At 64.4% G+C, this 14,855-nt stretch carries 14 protein-coding genes; 10 read left to right on the top strand and 4 right to left on the bottom strand.

The genetic code is table 11. The features are described 5' to 3' along the window. The first annotated feature begins 52 nt into the window (after positions 1-52). From BGI01S_RS00395 to pyrF, 7 genes are all read left to right on the top strand, one after another. Positions 53-1,051, top strand: coding sequence for an arabinose ABC transporter substrate-binding protein (locus BGI01S_RS00395; RefSeq protein ID WP_042320903.1), 999 nt, complete (start codon positions 53-55; stop codon positions 1,049-1,051). A gap of 248 nt (positions 1,052-1,299) precedes the next feature. Continuing rightward, complete coding sequence (gene araG / locus BGI01S_RS00400) at positions 1,300-2,850, top strand: L-arabinose ABC transporter ATP-binding protein AraG (protein WP_042320905.1); 1,551 nt, start codon at positions 1,300-1,302, stop codon at positions 2,848-2,850. 54 nt (positions 2,851-2,904) lie between these two features. Then, positions 2,905-3,921, top strand: coding sequence for an L-arabinose ABC transporter permease AraH (gene araH, locus BGI01S_RS00405; protein ID WP_042320907.1), 1,017 nt, complete (start codon positions 2,905-2,907; stop codon positions 3,919-3,921). A 52-nt stretch (positions 3,922-3,973) separates the two neighbouring features. Further along, positions 3,974-4,774 carry an SDR family NAD(P)-dependent oxidoreductase gene (locus tag BGI01S_RS00410; protein WP_042320910.1) on the top strand — a complete coding sequence of 267 codons (801 nt, stop codon included), beginning with the start codon at positions 3,974-3,976 and terminating at the stop codon, positions 4,772-4,774. Then, positions 4,771-5,685: an SMP-30/gluconolactonase/LRE family protein gene (locus BGI01S_RS00415; RefSeq protein WP_042320913.1), complete on the top strand. Its 915-nt coding sequence runs from the start codon at positions 4,771-4,773 to the stop codon at positions 5,683-5,685. Before BGI01S_RS00410 ends, BGI01S_RS00415 begins: the two co-directional genes overlap by 4 nt. A gap of 213 nt (positions 5,686-5,898) precedes the next feature. After that, a complete protein-coding gene (locus BGI01S_RS00420) occupies positions 5,899-6,963 on the top strand; it encodes an aldose 1-epimerase (RefSeq protein WP_042320915.1) in 1,065 nt (354 codons plus the stop codon). 164 nt (positions 6,964-7,127) lie between these two features. Continuing rightward, positions 7,128-7,943, top strand: a complete 816-nt coding sequence (pyrF, locus tag BGI01S_RS00425; RefSeq protein ID WP_042320918.1) for an orotidine-5'-phosphate decarboxylase — start codon at positions 7,128-7,130, stop codon at positions 7,941-7,943. A gap of 214 nt (positions 7,944-8,157) precedes the next feature. Here pyrF and BGI01S_RS00430 read toward each other — a convergent pair whose 3' ends face one another. The 4 genes from BGI01S_RS00430 to thiL all read right to left on the bottom strand — a co-directional run bounded on the left by BGI01S_RS00430 (position 8,158) and on the right by thiL (position 10,827). Continuing rightward, a complete protein-coding gene (locus BGI01S_RS00430) occupies positions 8,158-8,673 on the bottom strand; it encodes a cupin domain-containing protein (protein ID WP_042320922.1) in 516 nt (171 codons plus the stop codon). 22 nt (positions 8,674-8,695) lie between these two features. Further along, positions 8,696-9,196 carry a CinA family protein gene (locus tag BGI01S_RS00435; RefSeq protein ID WP_042320925.1) on the bottom strand — a complete coding sequence of 167 codons (501 nt, stop codon included), beginning with the start codon at positions 9,194-9,196 and terminating at the stop codon, positions 8,696-8,698. A gap of 67 nt (positions 9,197-9,263) precedes the next feature. After that, entirely contained in the window at positions 9,264-9,836 is a 573-nt protein-coding gene (locus tag BGI01S_RS00440; RefSeq protein ID WP_174447372.1) for a phosphatidylglycerophosphatase A family protein, read from the bottom strand. Then, positions 9,826-10,827, bottom strand: coding sequence for a thiamine-phosphate kinase (gene thiL, locus BGI01S_RS00445; protein WP_042320928.1), 1,002 nt, complete (start codon positions 10,825-10,827; stop codon positions 9,826-9,828). Before thiL ends, BGI01S_RS00440 begins: the two co-directional genes overlap by 11 nt. A 205-nt stretch (positions 10,828-11,032) precedes the next feature. Here thiL and BGI01S_RS00450 point away from each other — a divergent pair, with 205 nt between their 5' ends. From BGI01S_RS00450 to BGI01S_RS00460, 3 genes are all read left to right on the top strand, one after another. Beyond that, positions 11,033-13,372, top strand: coding sequence for an NADP-dependent malic enzyme (locus tag BGI01S_RS00450; RefSeq protein WP_042320930.1), 2,340 nt, complete (start codon positions 11,033-11,035; stop codon positions 13,370-13,372). A gap of 413 nt (positions 13,373-13,785) precedes the next feature. Continuing rightward, complete coding sequence (locus BGI01S_RS00455; protein ID WP_042320933.1) at positions 13,786-14,202, top strand: ribonuclease; 417 nt, start codon at positions 13,786-13,788, stop codon at positions 14,200-14,202. A 16-nt stretch (positions 14,203-14,218) separates the two neighbouring features. Continuing rightward, entirely contained in the window at positions 14,219-14,779 is a 561-nt protein-coding gene (locus tag BGI01S_RS00460) for a barstar family protein (RefSeq protein ID WP_042321212.1), read from the top strand. Positions 14,780-14,855: the final 76 nt, after the last annotated feature.

Here is a 14,855-nt window from a genome sequence, read left to right on the forward strand (position 1 = left end):
AGAAGACGCGGCCGATACCTTCTCGTTATCAATTAGTCAGGAGACACGCATCATGAAACGTAGAATTTTCCTCACGCTGGCAGCAGCGGCGACGGGTGTGCTCTTCAACGCGCCGGTTGCGCAAGCGGCCGACCCGGTCAAGATCGGCTTCCTCGTGAAGCAGCCGGAAGAACCCTGGTTCCAGGACGAATGGAAGTTCGCGGAAATCGCCGCGAAGGAAAAGGGCTTCACGCTGGTGAAGATCGGCGCGCCGTCGGGCGAGAAGGTGATGAGCGCAATCGACAACCTGTCCGCACAGAAGGCGCAAGGCTTCGTGATCTGCACGCCGGACGTCAAGCTCGGACCGGGCATCGTCGCGAAGGCGAAGGCCGACAAGCTGAAGATGATGACGGTCGACGACCGCCTCGTCGACGGCGCGGGCAAGCCGATCGCATCGGTGCCGCATATGGGCATCTCGGCGTACAACATCGGCAAGCAGGTCGGCGACGGTCTGGCTGCGGAAATCAAGAAGCGTGGCTGGGACATGAAGGACGTCGGCGCGATCGACGTGACTTATGAACAGCTGCCGACCGCGCATGACCGCACCAGCGGCGCGACCGACGCACTGGTGGCCGCGGGCTTCCCGAAGGCGAACATCATCGCTGCGCCGCAAGCGAAGACCGATACGGAAAACGCGTTCAACGCCGCCAACATCGCGCTGACGAAGAACCCGCAGTTCAAGCACTGGGTGGCTTACGCGCTGAACGACGAAGGCGTGCTCGGTGCGGTGCGCGCAGCGGAAGGCCGCGGCTTCAAGGCCGACAACATGATCGGTATCGGCATCGGCGGTTCGGACTCGGCATTGAACGAATTCAAGAAGCCGACGCCGACGGGCTTCTACGGCACGGTCATCATCAGCCCGAAGCGCCACGGCGAAGAAACCTCGACGCTGATGTACGACTGGATCACGCAAGGCAAGGAACCGCCGGCACTCACGCTGACGACCGGCATGCTGGCCACGCGTGAGAACGTCAGCGACGTGCGTCAGAAGATGGGGCTGGCGTCGAACTGAGCGTTCGCGATTCAGCACGCTTTGACATGAAGTGAACTGCCGGCGCGTCATGGTCGAAACATGGCGCGCCGGTGGCAGCAATAGAAAAGTAGAGACAGGCGATGTTTTGCGCCGGCCCATGACTGCGTAGTACGCACCACGCAATCACGCGGCCAGGCGAGAAGCACGGTTCACATGAAGCAGCAACTACATTGCATGGGACCGGCGTGAGTGCTGAAGCACTGACTCCGGTCGACAGAGGAGGCGAAGTGTCAGCGACGCTACGTTTTGACAATATCGGCAAAGTCTTTCCAGGCGTGCGTGCGCTCGACGGTGTGTCCTTCGACGTCAACGTCGGCCAGGTTCACGGCCTGATGGGCGAAAACGGCGCAGGGAAATCGACCCTGCTGAAGATACTCGGCGGTGAATATCAACCCGACTCGGGCCGCGTGCTGATCGACGGCAACGAGGTGCGCTTTTCGAGCGCGGCTTCGTCGATCGCGGCGGGCATCGCGGTGATTCACCAGGAGCTGCAATACGTGCCCGATCTCACGGTCGCGGAAAACCTGCTGCTCGGCCAACTGCCGAACTCGCTCGGCTGGGTCAACAAGCGCGAAGCCAAGCGCTTCGTGCGCGAACGCCTCGAAGCGATGGGCGTGGCGCTCGATCCGAACGCGAAGCTGCGCAAGCTTTCGATCGCGCAACGGCAGATGGTCGAAATCTGCAAGGCGCTGCTGCGCAACGCGCGCGTGATCGCGCTCGACGAGCCGACCAGTTCGCTGTCGCATCGCGAGACCGAGGTGCTGTTCAAGCTGGTGCGCGACCTGCGCGCCGACAATCGCGCGATGATCTACATCTCGCACCGGATGGACGAGATCTACGAGTTGTGCGACGCCTGCACGATCTTCCGCGACGGCCGCAAGATCGCGTCGCATCCGACACTCGAAGGCGTGTCGCGCGACACCATCGTCAGCGAGATGGTGGGGCGTGAAATTTCGGACATCTACAACTATTCGGCGCGACCGCTCGGCGAAGTGCGCTTCGCGGCGAAAGCGATCGAAGGCCATGCGCTCACGCAGCCGGCGAGCTTCGAAGTGCGGCGCGGCGAGATCGTCGGCTTCTTCGGGCTGGTGGGCGCGGGCCGCAGCGAGCTGATGCATCTCGTGTACGGCGCCGATCACAAGAAGGGCGGCGAACTGCTGCTCGACGGCAAGCCGATCAAGGTGCGCAGCGCGGGCGAAGCGATTCGGCACGGCATCGTGCTGTGTCCGGAAGACCGCAAGGAAGAGGGCATCGTCGCGATGGCGACGGTGTCGGAGAACATCAATATCAGTTGCCGCCGGCACTATCTGCGCGCGGGGATGTTCCTCGATCGCAAGAAGGAAGCGGAAACCGCGGACCGTTTCATCAAGCTGCTGAAGATCAAGACGCCGAGCCGCCGCCAGAAAATCCGCTTCCTGTCGGGGGGCAATCAGCAGAAGGCAATTCTGTCGCGCTGGCTCGCCGAGCCCGATCTGAAGGTCGTGATTCTCGACGAGCCGACACGCGGCATCGACGTCGGCGCGAAGCATGAAATCTACAACGTGATCCATCAGCTGGCCGAACGCGGCTGCGCGATCGTGATGATCTCGTCGGAATTGCCGGAAGTGCTCGGCGTGTCCGACCGCATCGTCGTGATGCGCCAGGGCCGGATTTCCGGCGAGCTCGCGCGTCAGGATGCAACGGAACAATCGGTGTTGAGCCTCGCGTTGCCGCAAAGCTCGACCGCGCTGCCCGGAACCGACACTGGAACCGACGCCGCCACCCAGCAGGCGGCCTGAACCTTATTGGACGCAAGTCCGGCAACCCGTGGGGATACGGGAGGAGTATTGAACATGCAAGCCAGAGAAAACCTCGCGCAACAGGCCGCCAAGAGCGCCGCCGACGCGCTGATTCCGCAGACCAACGACAAGGCGAAATGGTGGCAGCAGATCACCGAGTACAGCCTGATCGTGATTTTCGTCGTGATGTTCGTCACGATGTCGCTGACCGTCGATCACTTCTTCTCGATCGAGAACATGCTCGGTCTCGCGCTGTCGATCTCGCAGATCGGCATGGTCGCGTGCACGATGATGTTCTGTCTCGCCTCGCGCGACTTCGACCTCTCGGTGGGCTCGACCGTCGCGTTCGCCGGCGTGCTGTGCGCGATGGTGCTCAACGCGACCGGCAATACCTTCATCGCGATCATCGCGGCGGTCGCTGCGGGTGCGGTGATCGGTTTCGTCAACGGCGCGGTGATCGCATATCTGCGCATCAACGCGCTGATCACGACGTTGGCCACGATGGAAATCGTTCGCGGCCTCGGCTTCATCGTGTCGCACGGGCAGGCCGTGGGCGTGTCGTCGGATACGTTCATCGCGCTCGGCGGCTTGAGCTTTTTCGGCGTGTCGCTGCCGATCTGGGTCACGCTGCTGTGCTTCATCGTGTTCGGCGTGATGCTCAACCAGACCGTGTACGGCCGCAATACGCTCGCGATCGGCGGCAATCCGGAAGCGTCGCGGCTCGCCGGCATCAATGTCGAACGCACGCGCGTCTACATCTTCCTGATTCAGGGCGCAGTGACCGCGCTGGCCGGTGTGATTCTGGCGTCGCGCATCACGTCGGGTCAGCCGAATGCCGCTGAAGGCTTCGAGCTGAACGTGATCTCGGCGTGCGTGCTGGGCGGCGTGTCGCTGCTCGGCGGCCGTGCGACGATTTCCGGCGTCGTGATCGGCGTGCTGATCATGGGCACTGTCGAGAACGTGATGAACCTGATGAACATCGACGCGTTCTATCAGTACCTCGTGCGCGGCGCGATCCTGCTCGCCGCCGTGCTGCTCGACCAGTTGAAGAACCGCGGCTCGCGCGACTGAACCCGCGACCGAGCCCGTCACTTACCTCATTAGCTCTCAAAGGAATCGAACGATGTCGTCTCCGGCCAATGCAACTGCCCGTCTCGCGGACAACGCGTTCGCGCGCTATCCGAGTCTCGTCGACCGCACGGTGTTGATCACGGGCGGTGCGACCGGCATCGGCGCATCGTTCGTCGAGCATTTCGCGGCGCAAGGCGCGCGCGTCGCATTCTTCGATATCGACGCAAGCGCGGGTGAAGCGCTCGCCGACGAACTCGGCGATTCGAAGCACAAGCCGCTGTTCCTGTCGTGCGATCTGACCGACGTCGACGCGCTGCAAAAAGCGATCGCCGACGTGAAGGCCTCGCTCGGCCCGATTCAGGTGCTGGTCAACAACGCGGCAAACGACAAGCGCCACGCGATCGGCGACGTGACGCGCGAGTTTTTCGACGCGGGCATCGCGGTGAATATCCGCCATCAGTTCTTCGCGGCTCAAGCGGTGATGGAAGACATGAAGGCCGCAAAGAGCGGCTCGATCATCAACCTCGGCTCGATCAGCTGGATGTTGAAGAACGGCGGTTATCCGGTGTACGTGATGTCGAAATCGGCGGTGCAGGGTTTGACGCGCGGTCTCGCGCGCGACCTCGGGCACTTCAACATTCGCGTCAATACGCTGGTGCCGGGCTGGGTGATGACGGAGAAGCAGAAGCGCTTGTGGCTCGACGACAACGGCCGCCGGCAGATCAAGGAAGGGCAGTGCATCGACGCCGAACTGGAGCCGTCCGATCTCGCGCGCATGGCGCTGTTCCTCGCCGCCGACGACAGCCGCATGATCACCGCGCAGGACATCGTTGTTGACGGAGGCTGGGCGTGAGTGCCGGGCCGTCGTCATCCGGCGCAGCGTTGCGCGCGGCGCTGCTGCTCGACACGCAATGCACGCTTGGCGAAGCCGCGACGTGGTGCGCGCGAAGCGGCCGCTTCTACTGGACCGATATCGAAGGCGCGCGGCTGTGGCGCTTCGATCCGGACGACGGCGCCAGCACCTCCTGGAGCATGCCTGAGCGGCTCGCGACGTTCGCGTTGTGCGCGAATCCGCGCTACCTGCTGCTCGGTCTCGCGACGCATCTGGCGTTTTTCGATTTGACGAGCGGCAAGACGCAACGCATCGTCGACGTGGAACCCGGCTTGAACACGCGCGTAAACGATGGCCGCTGCGATCGTCAGGGGCGCTTCGTATTCGGCACGAAAGACGAAGGTGCGCCGGCGCAACCGGTCGGCGGCTTTTACCGGCTCAATCATGATCTATCGCTGGAGCGCCTGCCGTTGCCCGCGCCCGCGATCTCGAACAGCATCGCGTTCAGTCCCGACGGCGCGACGATGTACTACTGCGATTCGAAGGTCCCTGAAATCCGCGCGTGCGACTATCGCGCGGACGGCAGCGTCGGCAACGATCGCCAGTTCACCCGCGTGGGCGACGCGGGCGTGGAACCGGACGGCTCGACCGTCGATCGCGACGGCGGTTTGTGGAACGCGCAATGGGGCGGCGCGCGCGTCGTGCGTTACGGTCCCGACGGCGTGGAGACCGAGCGCGTCGAGGTGCCGACGGCGCAACCCAGTTGCGTCGCGCTGGGCGGCCCGGAACTCGGCACGCTGTACATCACGAGCGCACGCGCGGACCTCGACGCCGCGGCGCTGGCGACCGATACTCACGCGGGCGGCGTGTTCGTCGCGACGCTGGCTCGACGCGGCTTGCCCGAGCCGGAGTTCCAGGGCGCGCCCGCTTAGCGCAGAATGACGCAGCCTCGCGTGTTCGCGAGGCGCGGCGCCGCACCGGCCCGCAATGATTTTGAAAGCGAATAAGAAGGTGATGTCGCAATTCCAGTGGCAGCAAATCGGCAGCATGCAGTTCGGACCCAGAGGCGACCCATTCCAGAAAGGCGCCCACCAGAACCCGTCAGCGATGACGGCAATGTCCCAAGCCTCTCGATGGAGCCAGATATGACTGTTGCGAATCTTGTTTCCTCTTCCCCCACTTCTCAGAGCCGACGCTCGCGATTGGCCGCGGCGGCCAATCCGGTGCTGGCCGGGCCGAGTACGTCGGCGGTGGCGGTCGGCGAAAGCAGCGGCGGCGACGTCGCGTGCATCACGCTCGCCAACGCGCATTTGCGCCTCGACGTCGCGCCGACGCTAGGCGGCGGCGTCACCCGTTTCGACTGGCGCAACGACGGCGCGCTCACGCCGATTTTCCGGCGCTGCCGCCATGTCGGCACCGACACGCAGCCGAATCAGCTCGCCTGCTATCCGCTGCTGCCGTATTCGAACCGGATCGGCGGCGGGCGCTTCAGTGTGGCGGGGCGGCGGGTCGACGTGCCGCGCAATCGCGCCGACGAACCGTTGCCGATTCACGGCGACGGCTGGCTGTCGGCGTGGGAAGTGGCCGAGTCGGACCGCGAGAACGTGCGCCTGACGCTCGATCGCCACGACGGCAAGCCGTACGCGTTCCGCGCGACGCAAACGTATACGCTGGATGGGCCGACGCTGATCGTCACGCTGGAGATCGAGAATGCCGGGCGCGAAGCACTGCCGTTCGGACTCGGCGTGCATCCGTTTTTTGTGCGCGACGCGGATACCGAGTTGTCGGCGGCGGCGGGCGGCCTGTGGCTGTCCGGCGACGACTGGCTGCCGGTGCGTCACGTGCCGGCGCCGCCCGCGTGGCAATTCGGCGTCGCGTATCCGCTGCCGGAGACCATCGTCAATCACGCGTTCACCGGCTGGAGCGGGCAGGCGGCGGTGGTGTGGCCGAAGCGCCGCCTGTCGCTGAACATTGCCGCCGACACCGATTACTACGTGCTGTACACGCCGCCCGGCGAAGACTTTTTCTGCTTCGAGCCGGTCGACCACCCGATCAACGCGATGAACCTGGCCGGCGGCGCATGCGAAAACGGCATGACGCTATTGGGGCGCGGCGAGCGGTTGACGCGCACGTTCCGGTTCACGGTCGAGCGGACGGGACTGCGGTCGATGCCGGGCGCGCGGGGAACGCGGGGAGCGCGGCGGCAGTAGCGGGGCGGCGTGCGGGAAGCGGCGCGGTTGTATGGCGCGTGCATCCCGCTACGTCCGCTGCACCCCACGTGCTCGCCCACCCCACACGTTTCGGCCGCGGGCCGCCGCGCAGGACAGGTAAAATACGCGGCTCCTCCGTTTTCCTGCTCGCCGCGAGACCCACCATGTCCAATTTCATCCAGACACTCAACGACGCCTGGCAGCGCACCAACTCGCTGCTGTGCGTCGGCCTCGATCCCGAGCCCAGCAAATTCCCGGGCGCGCTAGCGGGCCGGCCCGACGCGATTTTCGAGTTCTGCCGCACGATCGTCGATGCGACCGCGCCGTACGCGTCGTCGTTCAAACCGCAGATCGCCTACTTCGCGGCGCATCGCGCGGAAGACCAGCTCGAACAGCTGATCGCCCACATTCACGCGAACCATCCGGGCCTGCCGGTGATTCTGGACGCGAAGCGCGGCGACATCGGCAGCACCGCCGAGCAGTACGCGCGCGAGGCGTTCGAGCGCTATCTGGCGGACGCGGTGACGGTGAATCCGTACATGGGTTTCGATTCGATCCAGCCGTATCTGGAGCACGAAGGCAAGGGCGTGATCGTGTTGTGCCGCACGTCGAACGCGGGCGGCTCGGATCTGCAATTCCTCGAAACGGGCGGGCGGCCGCTGTACCAGGTCGTCGCGCAACTGGCAGCGGACAAGTGGAACGCGAGCGGGCAACTGGCGCTGGTGGTCGGCGCAACGTTCCCGAAGGAGATCGAAGCGGTGCGGACGATCGTCGGCGATATGCCGCTGCTGATTCCGGGCATTGGCGCACAGGGCGGCGATGTCGAGGCGACCGTCAACGCCGGGCGCACCGCGAACGGCACGGGCATGCTGATCAACTCATCGCGGGCGATCATCTACGCAGGCAAGGGCGACGATTTCGCGCAAGCCGCAGCAAAGGCTGCGATGGAAACGCGTGACCGGATCAATGCGTTCCGGTGAGCGGCGACGTGGTGATTGGTGAAGCCGGCTGCGCTGGAAAAGCCGGCTGATTGAACGGCCCGGACTCGGGCCGTTTTGACGTGGTGGCTGGGAACGGTTCAGACCGTTCCGGCCGACGAGGCGCTCTGCATCCGAGCACAGCAAACCCCAGCCAATCTCAGGCGCAACGTGACGACGCCACGTCACGTGAACCGACCGAACCGACCAAAGCAATTCAAGCCGTTGGCCCCAATCGCGCGATCAACTCCGCATGCCGCGGATGCTCCGCTTTCAGCGCTTCCACATCTGCGATCTCGAACTCGCTGAATTCGAACCCCGGCGCGACGGTGCAGCCCACCAACGCGAAGGTCGCGGGATCGGCGCACTCCGCCGCGAACCACAAGCCTGCCGGCACCACTGCCTGAAATACGGCGTCGGGATGCGTCAGCGTATTGCCGAGCGTGTGCGTGACCAGCGCGCCGTTCGCGTCGAGCACGTGGACGTTCAGCGACTCGCCCGCGTAGAAGTGCCAGACTTCGTCCGACTTGATTCGATGCCACGCCGAATGCGCGCCATCGCATAGCAGGTAGTAAATCGCGGTCGACGCCGAGCGCGTCTGCTCTGAGCCGTCACCGTCGCGGCTCACGCGTACGGCTGACCGATACGTCTCGCTGAAAAATCCGCCTTCGGGATGCGGCTTCAGACCGAAGCGGCGAATCAGCTCGTCCTTGTCTGCGTGCGAATCCGGCATCGTTCCCGCCTTCAAACGAGGTTCAATATTCGCGTTCGTCGAGCAGCTCGAGCACGCCGCGCAGCGCATGCGCGGCGGCCTGCACGCGGATCTGCTCGCGGTCGCCCTTGAAGATCTTCGTTTCCACCGACGTATGCAGCCGGTTGCTCCAGCCGAACGAGACCATCCCGACCGGCTTGGTCTCGGTGCCGCCGCCCGGTCCGGCGACGCCGGTGATCGACAGCGACACCTGCGCGCGGCTGTTGCGCAGCGCGCCTTCGGCCATCGCGCGCGCGACCGGTTCGCTGACCGCGCCGTGCTTGTCGATCAGATCGGCAGGCACGCCGATCATCTCGCTCTTCGCCTGATTCGAATACGTGACGAAGCCGCGCTCGAACCAGCCGCTGCTTCCGGAGATGTCGGTGATCGCGGTCGCCACCATGCCGCCGGTGCACGACTCGGCGGTGACGAGCATCAGGCGCTGGTCGCGCAGACGGTTGCTCACGCGAATCGCGAGCTGATGAACGACGGAATCGGTAGGCATGGCGTCAGTCAATCCGGAAAACGAGGGCCGGCGGTCAGGCGCGGCAGGCGGCGATTGCCGGTAACGGTCAAACCGACATGCGCCACAGCGCAATCACGAGCAGCGTGAAAAAGGCCGCGACGAGGTCATCGAACATGATGCCGAAGCCGCCTTTCAGACGGCGGTCGAAATAACTGATGGGCGGCGGCTTCACCATATCGAAGAAGCGGAACACGATGAACGCCCACAACTGGCCGGTCAGCGTGGCCGGCGTGACCATCAGCAGCACCAGCCAGAATGCGATGATTTCATCCCACACGACCGGCGACGGATCGTCGATGCCGAGCCGCTTCGCGGTAAACCCGCAAATCGCAATCCCGCCGATGAAGCCCAGGCCGATCAGCAAGCCCCACTCGATCACGGTCAGATAGCGGCTCAATACGGCAAACGAGGCCCACGCGAACAGCGTGCCGATCGTGCCCGGTGCGACCGGCGACAAGCCGCTGCCGAAACCCAGCGACAGCAGGTGCAGCGGATGCGACAGCATGAAACGCGCGGTGGCGCGGCGCGGCTGCGGTCGAGGTGCGCGCGGCTTCGGCGCCTGGGGCGGCTCGCCGCCAATGAGATCGTCGGCGGGGCCGAGCGGGGGATCAGTCTGCATGAAAGTGATCGAAGCCTTGCAACGTCAGGGTGAGCGGCGCGCCGGCGGCATCGCGCCAGTCGATTGCCGGGCGGTCGTCTGCCGCCTGGAGAGCGCTTATTGTACCGACGCGCGTGACCGGAACGGCCGCCTCGCGCCCGGCCGCTTCGACCGCGGCGCGTGCCGTCGCCGGCGCGGTGAAACACAGCTCGTAGTCGTCGCCGCCGGCGAGCGTGCAGCGTCGCTGGATTTCGGGTGCGAGGCGGCGCAGCGCGGCGGAACGCGGCACGGCGTCGGCATCGACCGTGGCGCGCATACGCGAGCGTTCGAGGATATGCAACAGATCGCCCGCGAGACCGTCCGATAGGTCCAGCGCCGCATGCGCGATGCCGCGCAGCGCGAGACCGAGCGGCACGCGTGGCTCAGGCCGTTCGAGGGCGTGGCGAAATGTCGCAGCATCGCTGGCATCGGCCGACCACTCGCCGCGTTGCACGCCGAGTCCCGCGCGCGCGTCGCCGAGCGTGCCGGAAATCCAGATGTCGTCGCCCGGCTTCGCGGCGTCGCGGCGCAGCGCGGCTTGCGGCGGCACGCTGCCGAACACGGTCACGCACAGATTCAACGGGCCACCCGTCGTGTCGCCGCCGATCAGTTCGCAGCCGTAGCGAGCGGCGAGCGCGAACAGTCCCTCGCTGAACGCGGCGAGCCAGGCTTCGTCCGCTTTCGGCAATGAAAACGCCAGCGTGAACGCCTGAGGTTGCGCGCCCATCGCGGCGAGGTCCGACAGATTCACCGCGAGCGTTTTGTGACCCAGCGCTTGGGGATCGACATCGGCGAAGAAATGGCGCCCTTCCACCAGCATGTCCGTCGATATCGCCAGCATTTCGCCCGCGCGCGGCGCGAGCAGCGCGCAGTCGTCGCCGATGCCGAGTGCGCCGGCGGCGGTGTCGGACACACGTACGGCGGCGGCCCGGCGGGCAAAAAAACGGTCGATCAGCGAAAACTCGGAGAGCATGGTGGCAAAAGGTGAACTCATAAGTGCCGCGAACGGCGGCTAACGGCGCGCATTGTACGAAGTTGCCACGCGATCGGCGCCTGGTGCGAACGTGAGGCCGGTCCGGATCGCGTCCGGGCGGGCACGCCGGCCCGGCGTTTCGCTCTGTTTAAGTCGCGGCAGTTGTACCCGTATTGAAGGAATCGTGTAGGCAATTGGGGCTACAATGCCGTCGAACGTCTATTCTAATCCGCACTTCGAAGCCCGCCTTATGTCGAATCCCGTCAATAGCAAACTCCGCGAAGCCGCACTCGATTACCACGAGTTCCCGACCCCTGGGAAGATCGCGATCGCCCCGACCAAGCAGATGATCAACCAGCGCGACCTCGCGCTGGCGTATTCGCCGGGCGTCGCGTTCGCGTGCGAAGAGATCGTCGAAAACCCGCTGAACGCGGCGCGCTTCACCGCCCGCAGCAACCTGGTCGGCGTCGTCACGAACGGCACCGCGGTGCTGGGGCTGGGCAACATCGGGCCGCTCGCGTCGAAGCCAGTCATGGAAGGCAAGGCCGTCCTGTTCAAGAAGTTCGCCGGTATCGACGTGTTCGATATCGAGCTGAACGAAACCGATCCGCACAAGCTGGTCGACGTGATCGCCGCGCTGGAGCCGACTTTCGGCGGCATCAACCTGGAAGACATCAAGGCGCCGGACTGCTTCATCGTCGAGCGTGAATGCCGCAAGCGCATGAAGATTCCGGTTTTCCACGACGACCAGCACGGCACGGCAATCGTCGTCGCGGCGGCGATCACCAATGGTTTGAAGGTGGTCGGCAAGGACATCAAGAACGTCAAGCTGGTGTCGTCCGGCGCGGGCGCGGCTGCGCTGGCCTGTCTGGATCTGCTGGTCGATATCGGCCTGCCGCTCGAAAACATCACCGTTACCGATCTGGCCGGCGTGGTCTACAAGGGCCGCGTCGAACTGATGGACCCGGACAAGGAGCGCTTCGCGCGTGAAACCGACGCCCGCACGCTCGCCGAAGCAATTGGCGGTGCGGACGTTTTCCTGGGTCTGTCGGCCGGCGGCGTGCTCAAGCAGGACATGGTCAAGCAGATGGCCGAGAAGCCGCTGATCCTCGCGCTGGCCAATCCGACGCCGGAAATCCTGCCGGAACTGGCGCTGGAAGTGCGCCCGGACGCCGTGCTGTGCACGGGCCGCACCGACTACCCGAACCAGGTGAACAACGTGCTGGTGTTCCCGTTCCTGTTCCGCGGCGCGCTGGATGCGGGCGCGACGACGGTGACGCGGGAAATGGAAATCGCCGCGGTCAACGCGATCGCCGAACTGGCGCGCCAGGAGCAGAGCGACATCGTCGCAACGGCGTACGGGATTCAGGACCTGTCGTTCGGGCCGGAATATCTGATTCCGAAGCCGTTCGATCCGCGTCTGATCGTCAAGGTCGCGCCGGCGGTGGCGAAGGCGGCGATGGATTCAGGCGTCGCCGAGCGTCCGATCGAGGACATGGAAGCGTACGAACAGCATCTGCAGCAGTTCGTGTATCACAGCGGCACGACCATGAAGCCGATTTTCCAACTCGCGCGTGGTGTCGAGCCGGAGAAAAAGCGCATCGTGTTCGCGGAAGGCGAAGAAGAGCGCGTGCTGCGCGCGATGCAGATCATCGTCGACGAAAAGCTGGCCAAGCCGATTCTGATCGGCCGCCCGGCTGTGATCGAGCAGCGCATTGCGCGCTACGGTCTGCGGCTGGTCGCGGGGCAGGACTACACGGTCGTCAACACCGATCATGACGAGCGTTACCGCGATTTCTGGCAGGAGTATCACAAGATGATGTCCCGCAAGGGCATCACGCCGCAGATGGCGAAGCTCGAAATGCGCCGCCGCACCACGCTGATCGGCGCGATGCTGGTGAAGAAGGGCGAAGCGGACGGGATGATCTGCGGCACGGTCAGCACGACGCATCGCCATCTGCACTTCATCGATCAGGTGATCGGCAAGAAGGAAGGCCGCAAGGTCTACGCGGCGATGAACGGGCTGGTGTTGCCGAATCGCCAGATCTTCCTGGTCGACACGCACGTGAACGTCGACCCGACGCCGGAACAGCTGGCCGAGATCACGATCATGGCGGCCGAGGAAGTGCGCCGCTTCGGTATCGAGCCGAAGGTCGCGCTGGTGTCGCATTCGAACTTCGGTTCGAGCAACGCGCCGACCGCGCAGAAGATGCGCGACACGCTGGAGATCCTGCGCGAACGCGCGCCGGACCTGCAGGTGGACGGCGAGATGCACGGCGACGTCGCGCTCGACGCGAATCTGCGCCGCGAAGTGATGCCCGACTCGACGCTCGAAGGCGACGCGAACCTGCTGGTGCTGCCGAACATCGACGCGGCCAACATCTCGTACAACCTGCTGAAGACGGCGGCGGGCAACAACATCGCGATTGGCCCGATTCTGCTGGGCGCCGCGCAGCCGGTCCACGTGCTGACCGCTTCGGCGACGGTGCGCCGGATCGTCAACATGACGGCGCTGCTGGTGGCGGATGTAATCGCCGCTCGCTGATTCCCTGACCGGGGGCATGGCGCCGGCTGATCGCGCGCCATGCAAAAAAACGGCGTGCCCGCAATGGGCACGCCTTAGGGCAAGCAGGGGATTGCCACCCAAAAACGGCAAAGGACACAATTCCACCTTCAAAAGACTGCCGGCCCGCAGCTCTCGCTACGGGGAATGCAAGCGCATCCAGGCAGTGTGCTGATTAGCCTGAGTTTCCCCTCCATTCGCGCAGTCAAGTTAAGTTTAGCCCGATCAAGCTAAACATTCTGTCAAAAGTCGTCAAAGCCCCGGCTGCGGCCTTTTCCGCACGATCCGGCAGGCCAGGCCTAGCCGTCGAACGTTGATTCCAAAGGCCATTAGCGATACCCTTACGACTTTCATGGTCGTCAAACTCGTGATCTAACAGCGGGGAACCCTGATACATGGCACGCAAGTGGCTGCGCATCAAAGGCGTGCTGACCGCTGCTGTTACGCTGTGCGTGTTAGCCGGCTCCGTACCGGGCGCCGTTGCACGCGACTACGCGGCACCCACCGATGCGACCGCACAAGGGCAGGGCACCGTCGCGCTGGCGCAGTTGCCGCGCGAAGCGGTCAATACATTGAACTTGATTGCTGCGGGCGGGCCTTACCCGTATGAGAAGGACGGGATCGTATTCGGCAATCGCGAACGGTTGCTGCCGGCCCATCGGCGCGGCTATTACCACGAATACACCGTTCCCACGCCTCGCGCGCGTAATCGCGGGGCGCGTCGCATCGTCTGCGGTGGTCCGCTACAGCGAACCGATAATTGTTACTACTCGGACGACCACTACACCAGTTTTAATCGTATTGTTGAATGACATCGGGATGAACGGCATGAGCGACAACGTCTACGCGCACGACACCGGAGTCGCGACGGATCTTTTCGCGGCCGGCGACGGCAATTTGTTCCAACGCGTCATGAAGATGCGCGCCGGCGATCAGGGCCGCGACAATCAGGGCGATGCAGGCACTGTGGTTTCATCGAACGAGGAGCCCATGAGTCTTTTCAAGACCGTGCGACCGAACATCGTGCAGTCGATCCGCGCGTTCCGCGTGCAGGATCTCGCCGACGAGGCCGGCCGGCTCGGTCAGCATTTTCTGTATGCGTATTGCGCCAATGCGGCGTCCAAACAGGAAGTGCTCGAGACCATCGCCACATCGTTTCTGTTTCCGAAGCATTTTGGCAAGAACTACGACGCGCTCTACGATTGCCTGACCGACCTCGTCCACAAGGCCGGCACGCAGCCGGGCTTCGTGATTGTGCTAGAGCAGTTGCCGGTTGCGCAGAAGTTCGACAAGGAAGGCCGTGAAACGCTGCTGGACGTGTTTCGCGAGGCGGCTGAGTTCTGGGCGGAGCGCAAGGTGGCGTTCCGGGTGTTTTACTCGTTTGCCTGAATTTAGCCTGCATGGGCGCTGTCGGTCGCGGCCGGCGGTTGCAGTAAGAATAAAGAGAAAGGCCCGCCAATCGGCG

This window comes from Paraburkholderia ginsengisoli NBRC 100965 (assembly GCF_000739735.1).
GTDB lineage: Bacteria > Pseudomonadota > Gammaproteobacteria > Burkholderiales > Burkholderiaceae > Paraburkholderia > Paraburkholderia ginsengisoli.

Bases quoted from the DNA above. Each gene is read 5' to 3' on its own strand.
- BGI01S_RS00395 (WP_042320903.1), top strand. From the start codon at position 53: ATGAAACGTAGAATTTTCCTCACGCTGGCAGCAGCGGCGACGGGTGTG.
- araH (WP_042320907.1), top strand. From the start codon at position 2,905: ATGCAAGCCAGAGAAAACCTCGCGCAACAGGCCGCCAAGAGCGCCGCC.
- BGI01S_RS00410 (WP_042320910.1), top strand. From the start codon at position 3,974: ATGTCGTCTCCGGCCAATGCAACTGCCCGTCTCGCGGACAACGCGTTC.
- BGI01S_RS00420 (WP_042320915.1), top strand. From the start codon at position 5,899: ATGACTGTTGCGAATCTTGTTTCCTCTTCCCCCACTTCTCAGAGCCGA.
- pyrF (WP_042320918.1), top strand. From the start codon at position 7,128: ATGTCCAATTTCATCCAGACACTCAACGACGCCTGGCAGCGCACCAAC.
- BGI01S_RS00430 (WP_042320922.1), bottom strand. From the start codon at position 8,673: ATGCCGGATTCGCACGCAGACAAGGACGAGCTGATTCGCCGCTTCGGT.
- BGI01S_RS00435 (WP_042320925.1), bottom strand. From the start codon at position 9,196: ATGCCTACCGATTCCGTCGTTCATCAGCTCGCGATTCGCGTGAGCAAC.
- BGI01S_RS00440 (WP_174447372.1), bottom strand. From the start codon at position 9,836: ATGCAGACTGATCCCCCGCTCGGCCCCGCCGACGATCTCATTGGCGGC.
- thiL (WP_042320928.1), bottom strand. From the start codon at position 10,827: ATGCTCTCCGAGTTTTCGCTGATCGACCGTTTTTTTGCCCGCCGGGCC.
- BGI01S_RS00450 (WP_042320930.1), top strand. From the start codon at position 11,033: ATGCCGTCGAACGTCTATTCTAATCCGCACTTCGAAGCCCGCCTTATG.
- BGI01S_RS00455 (WP_042320933.1), top strand. From the start codon at position 13,786: ATGGCACGCAAGTGGCTGCGCATCAAAGGCGTGCTGACCGCTGCTGTT.
- BGI01S_RS00460 (WP_042321212.1), top strand. From the start codon at position 14,219: ATGAGCGACAACGTCTACGCGCACGACACCGGAGTCGCGACGGATCTT.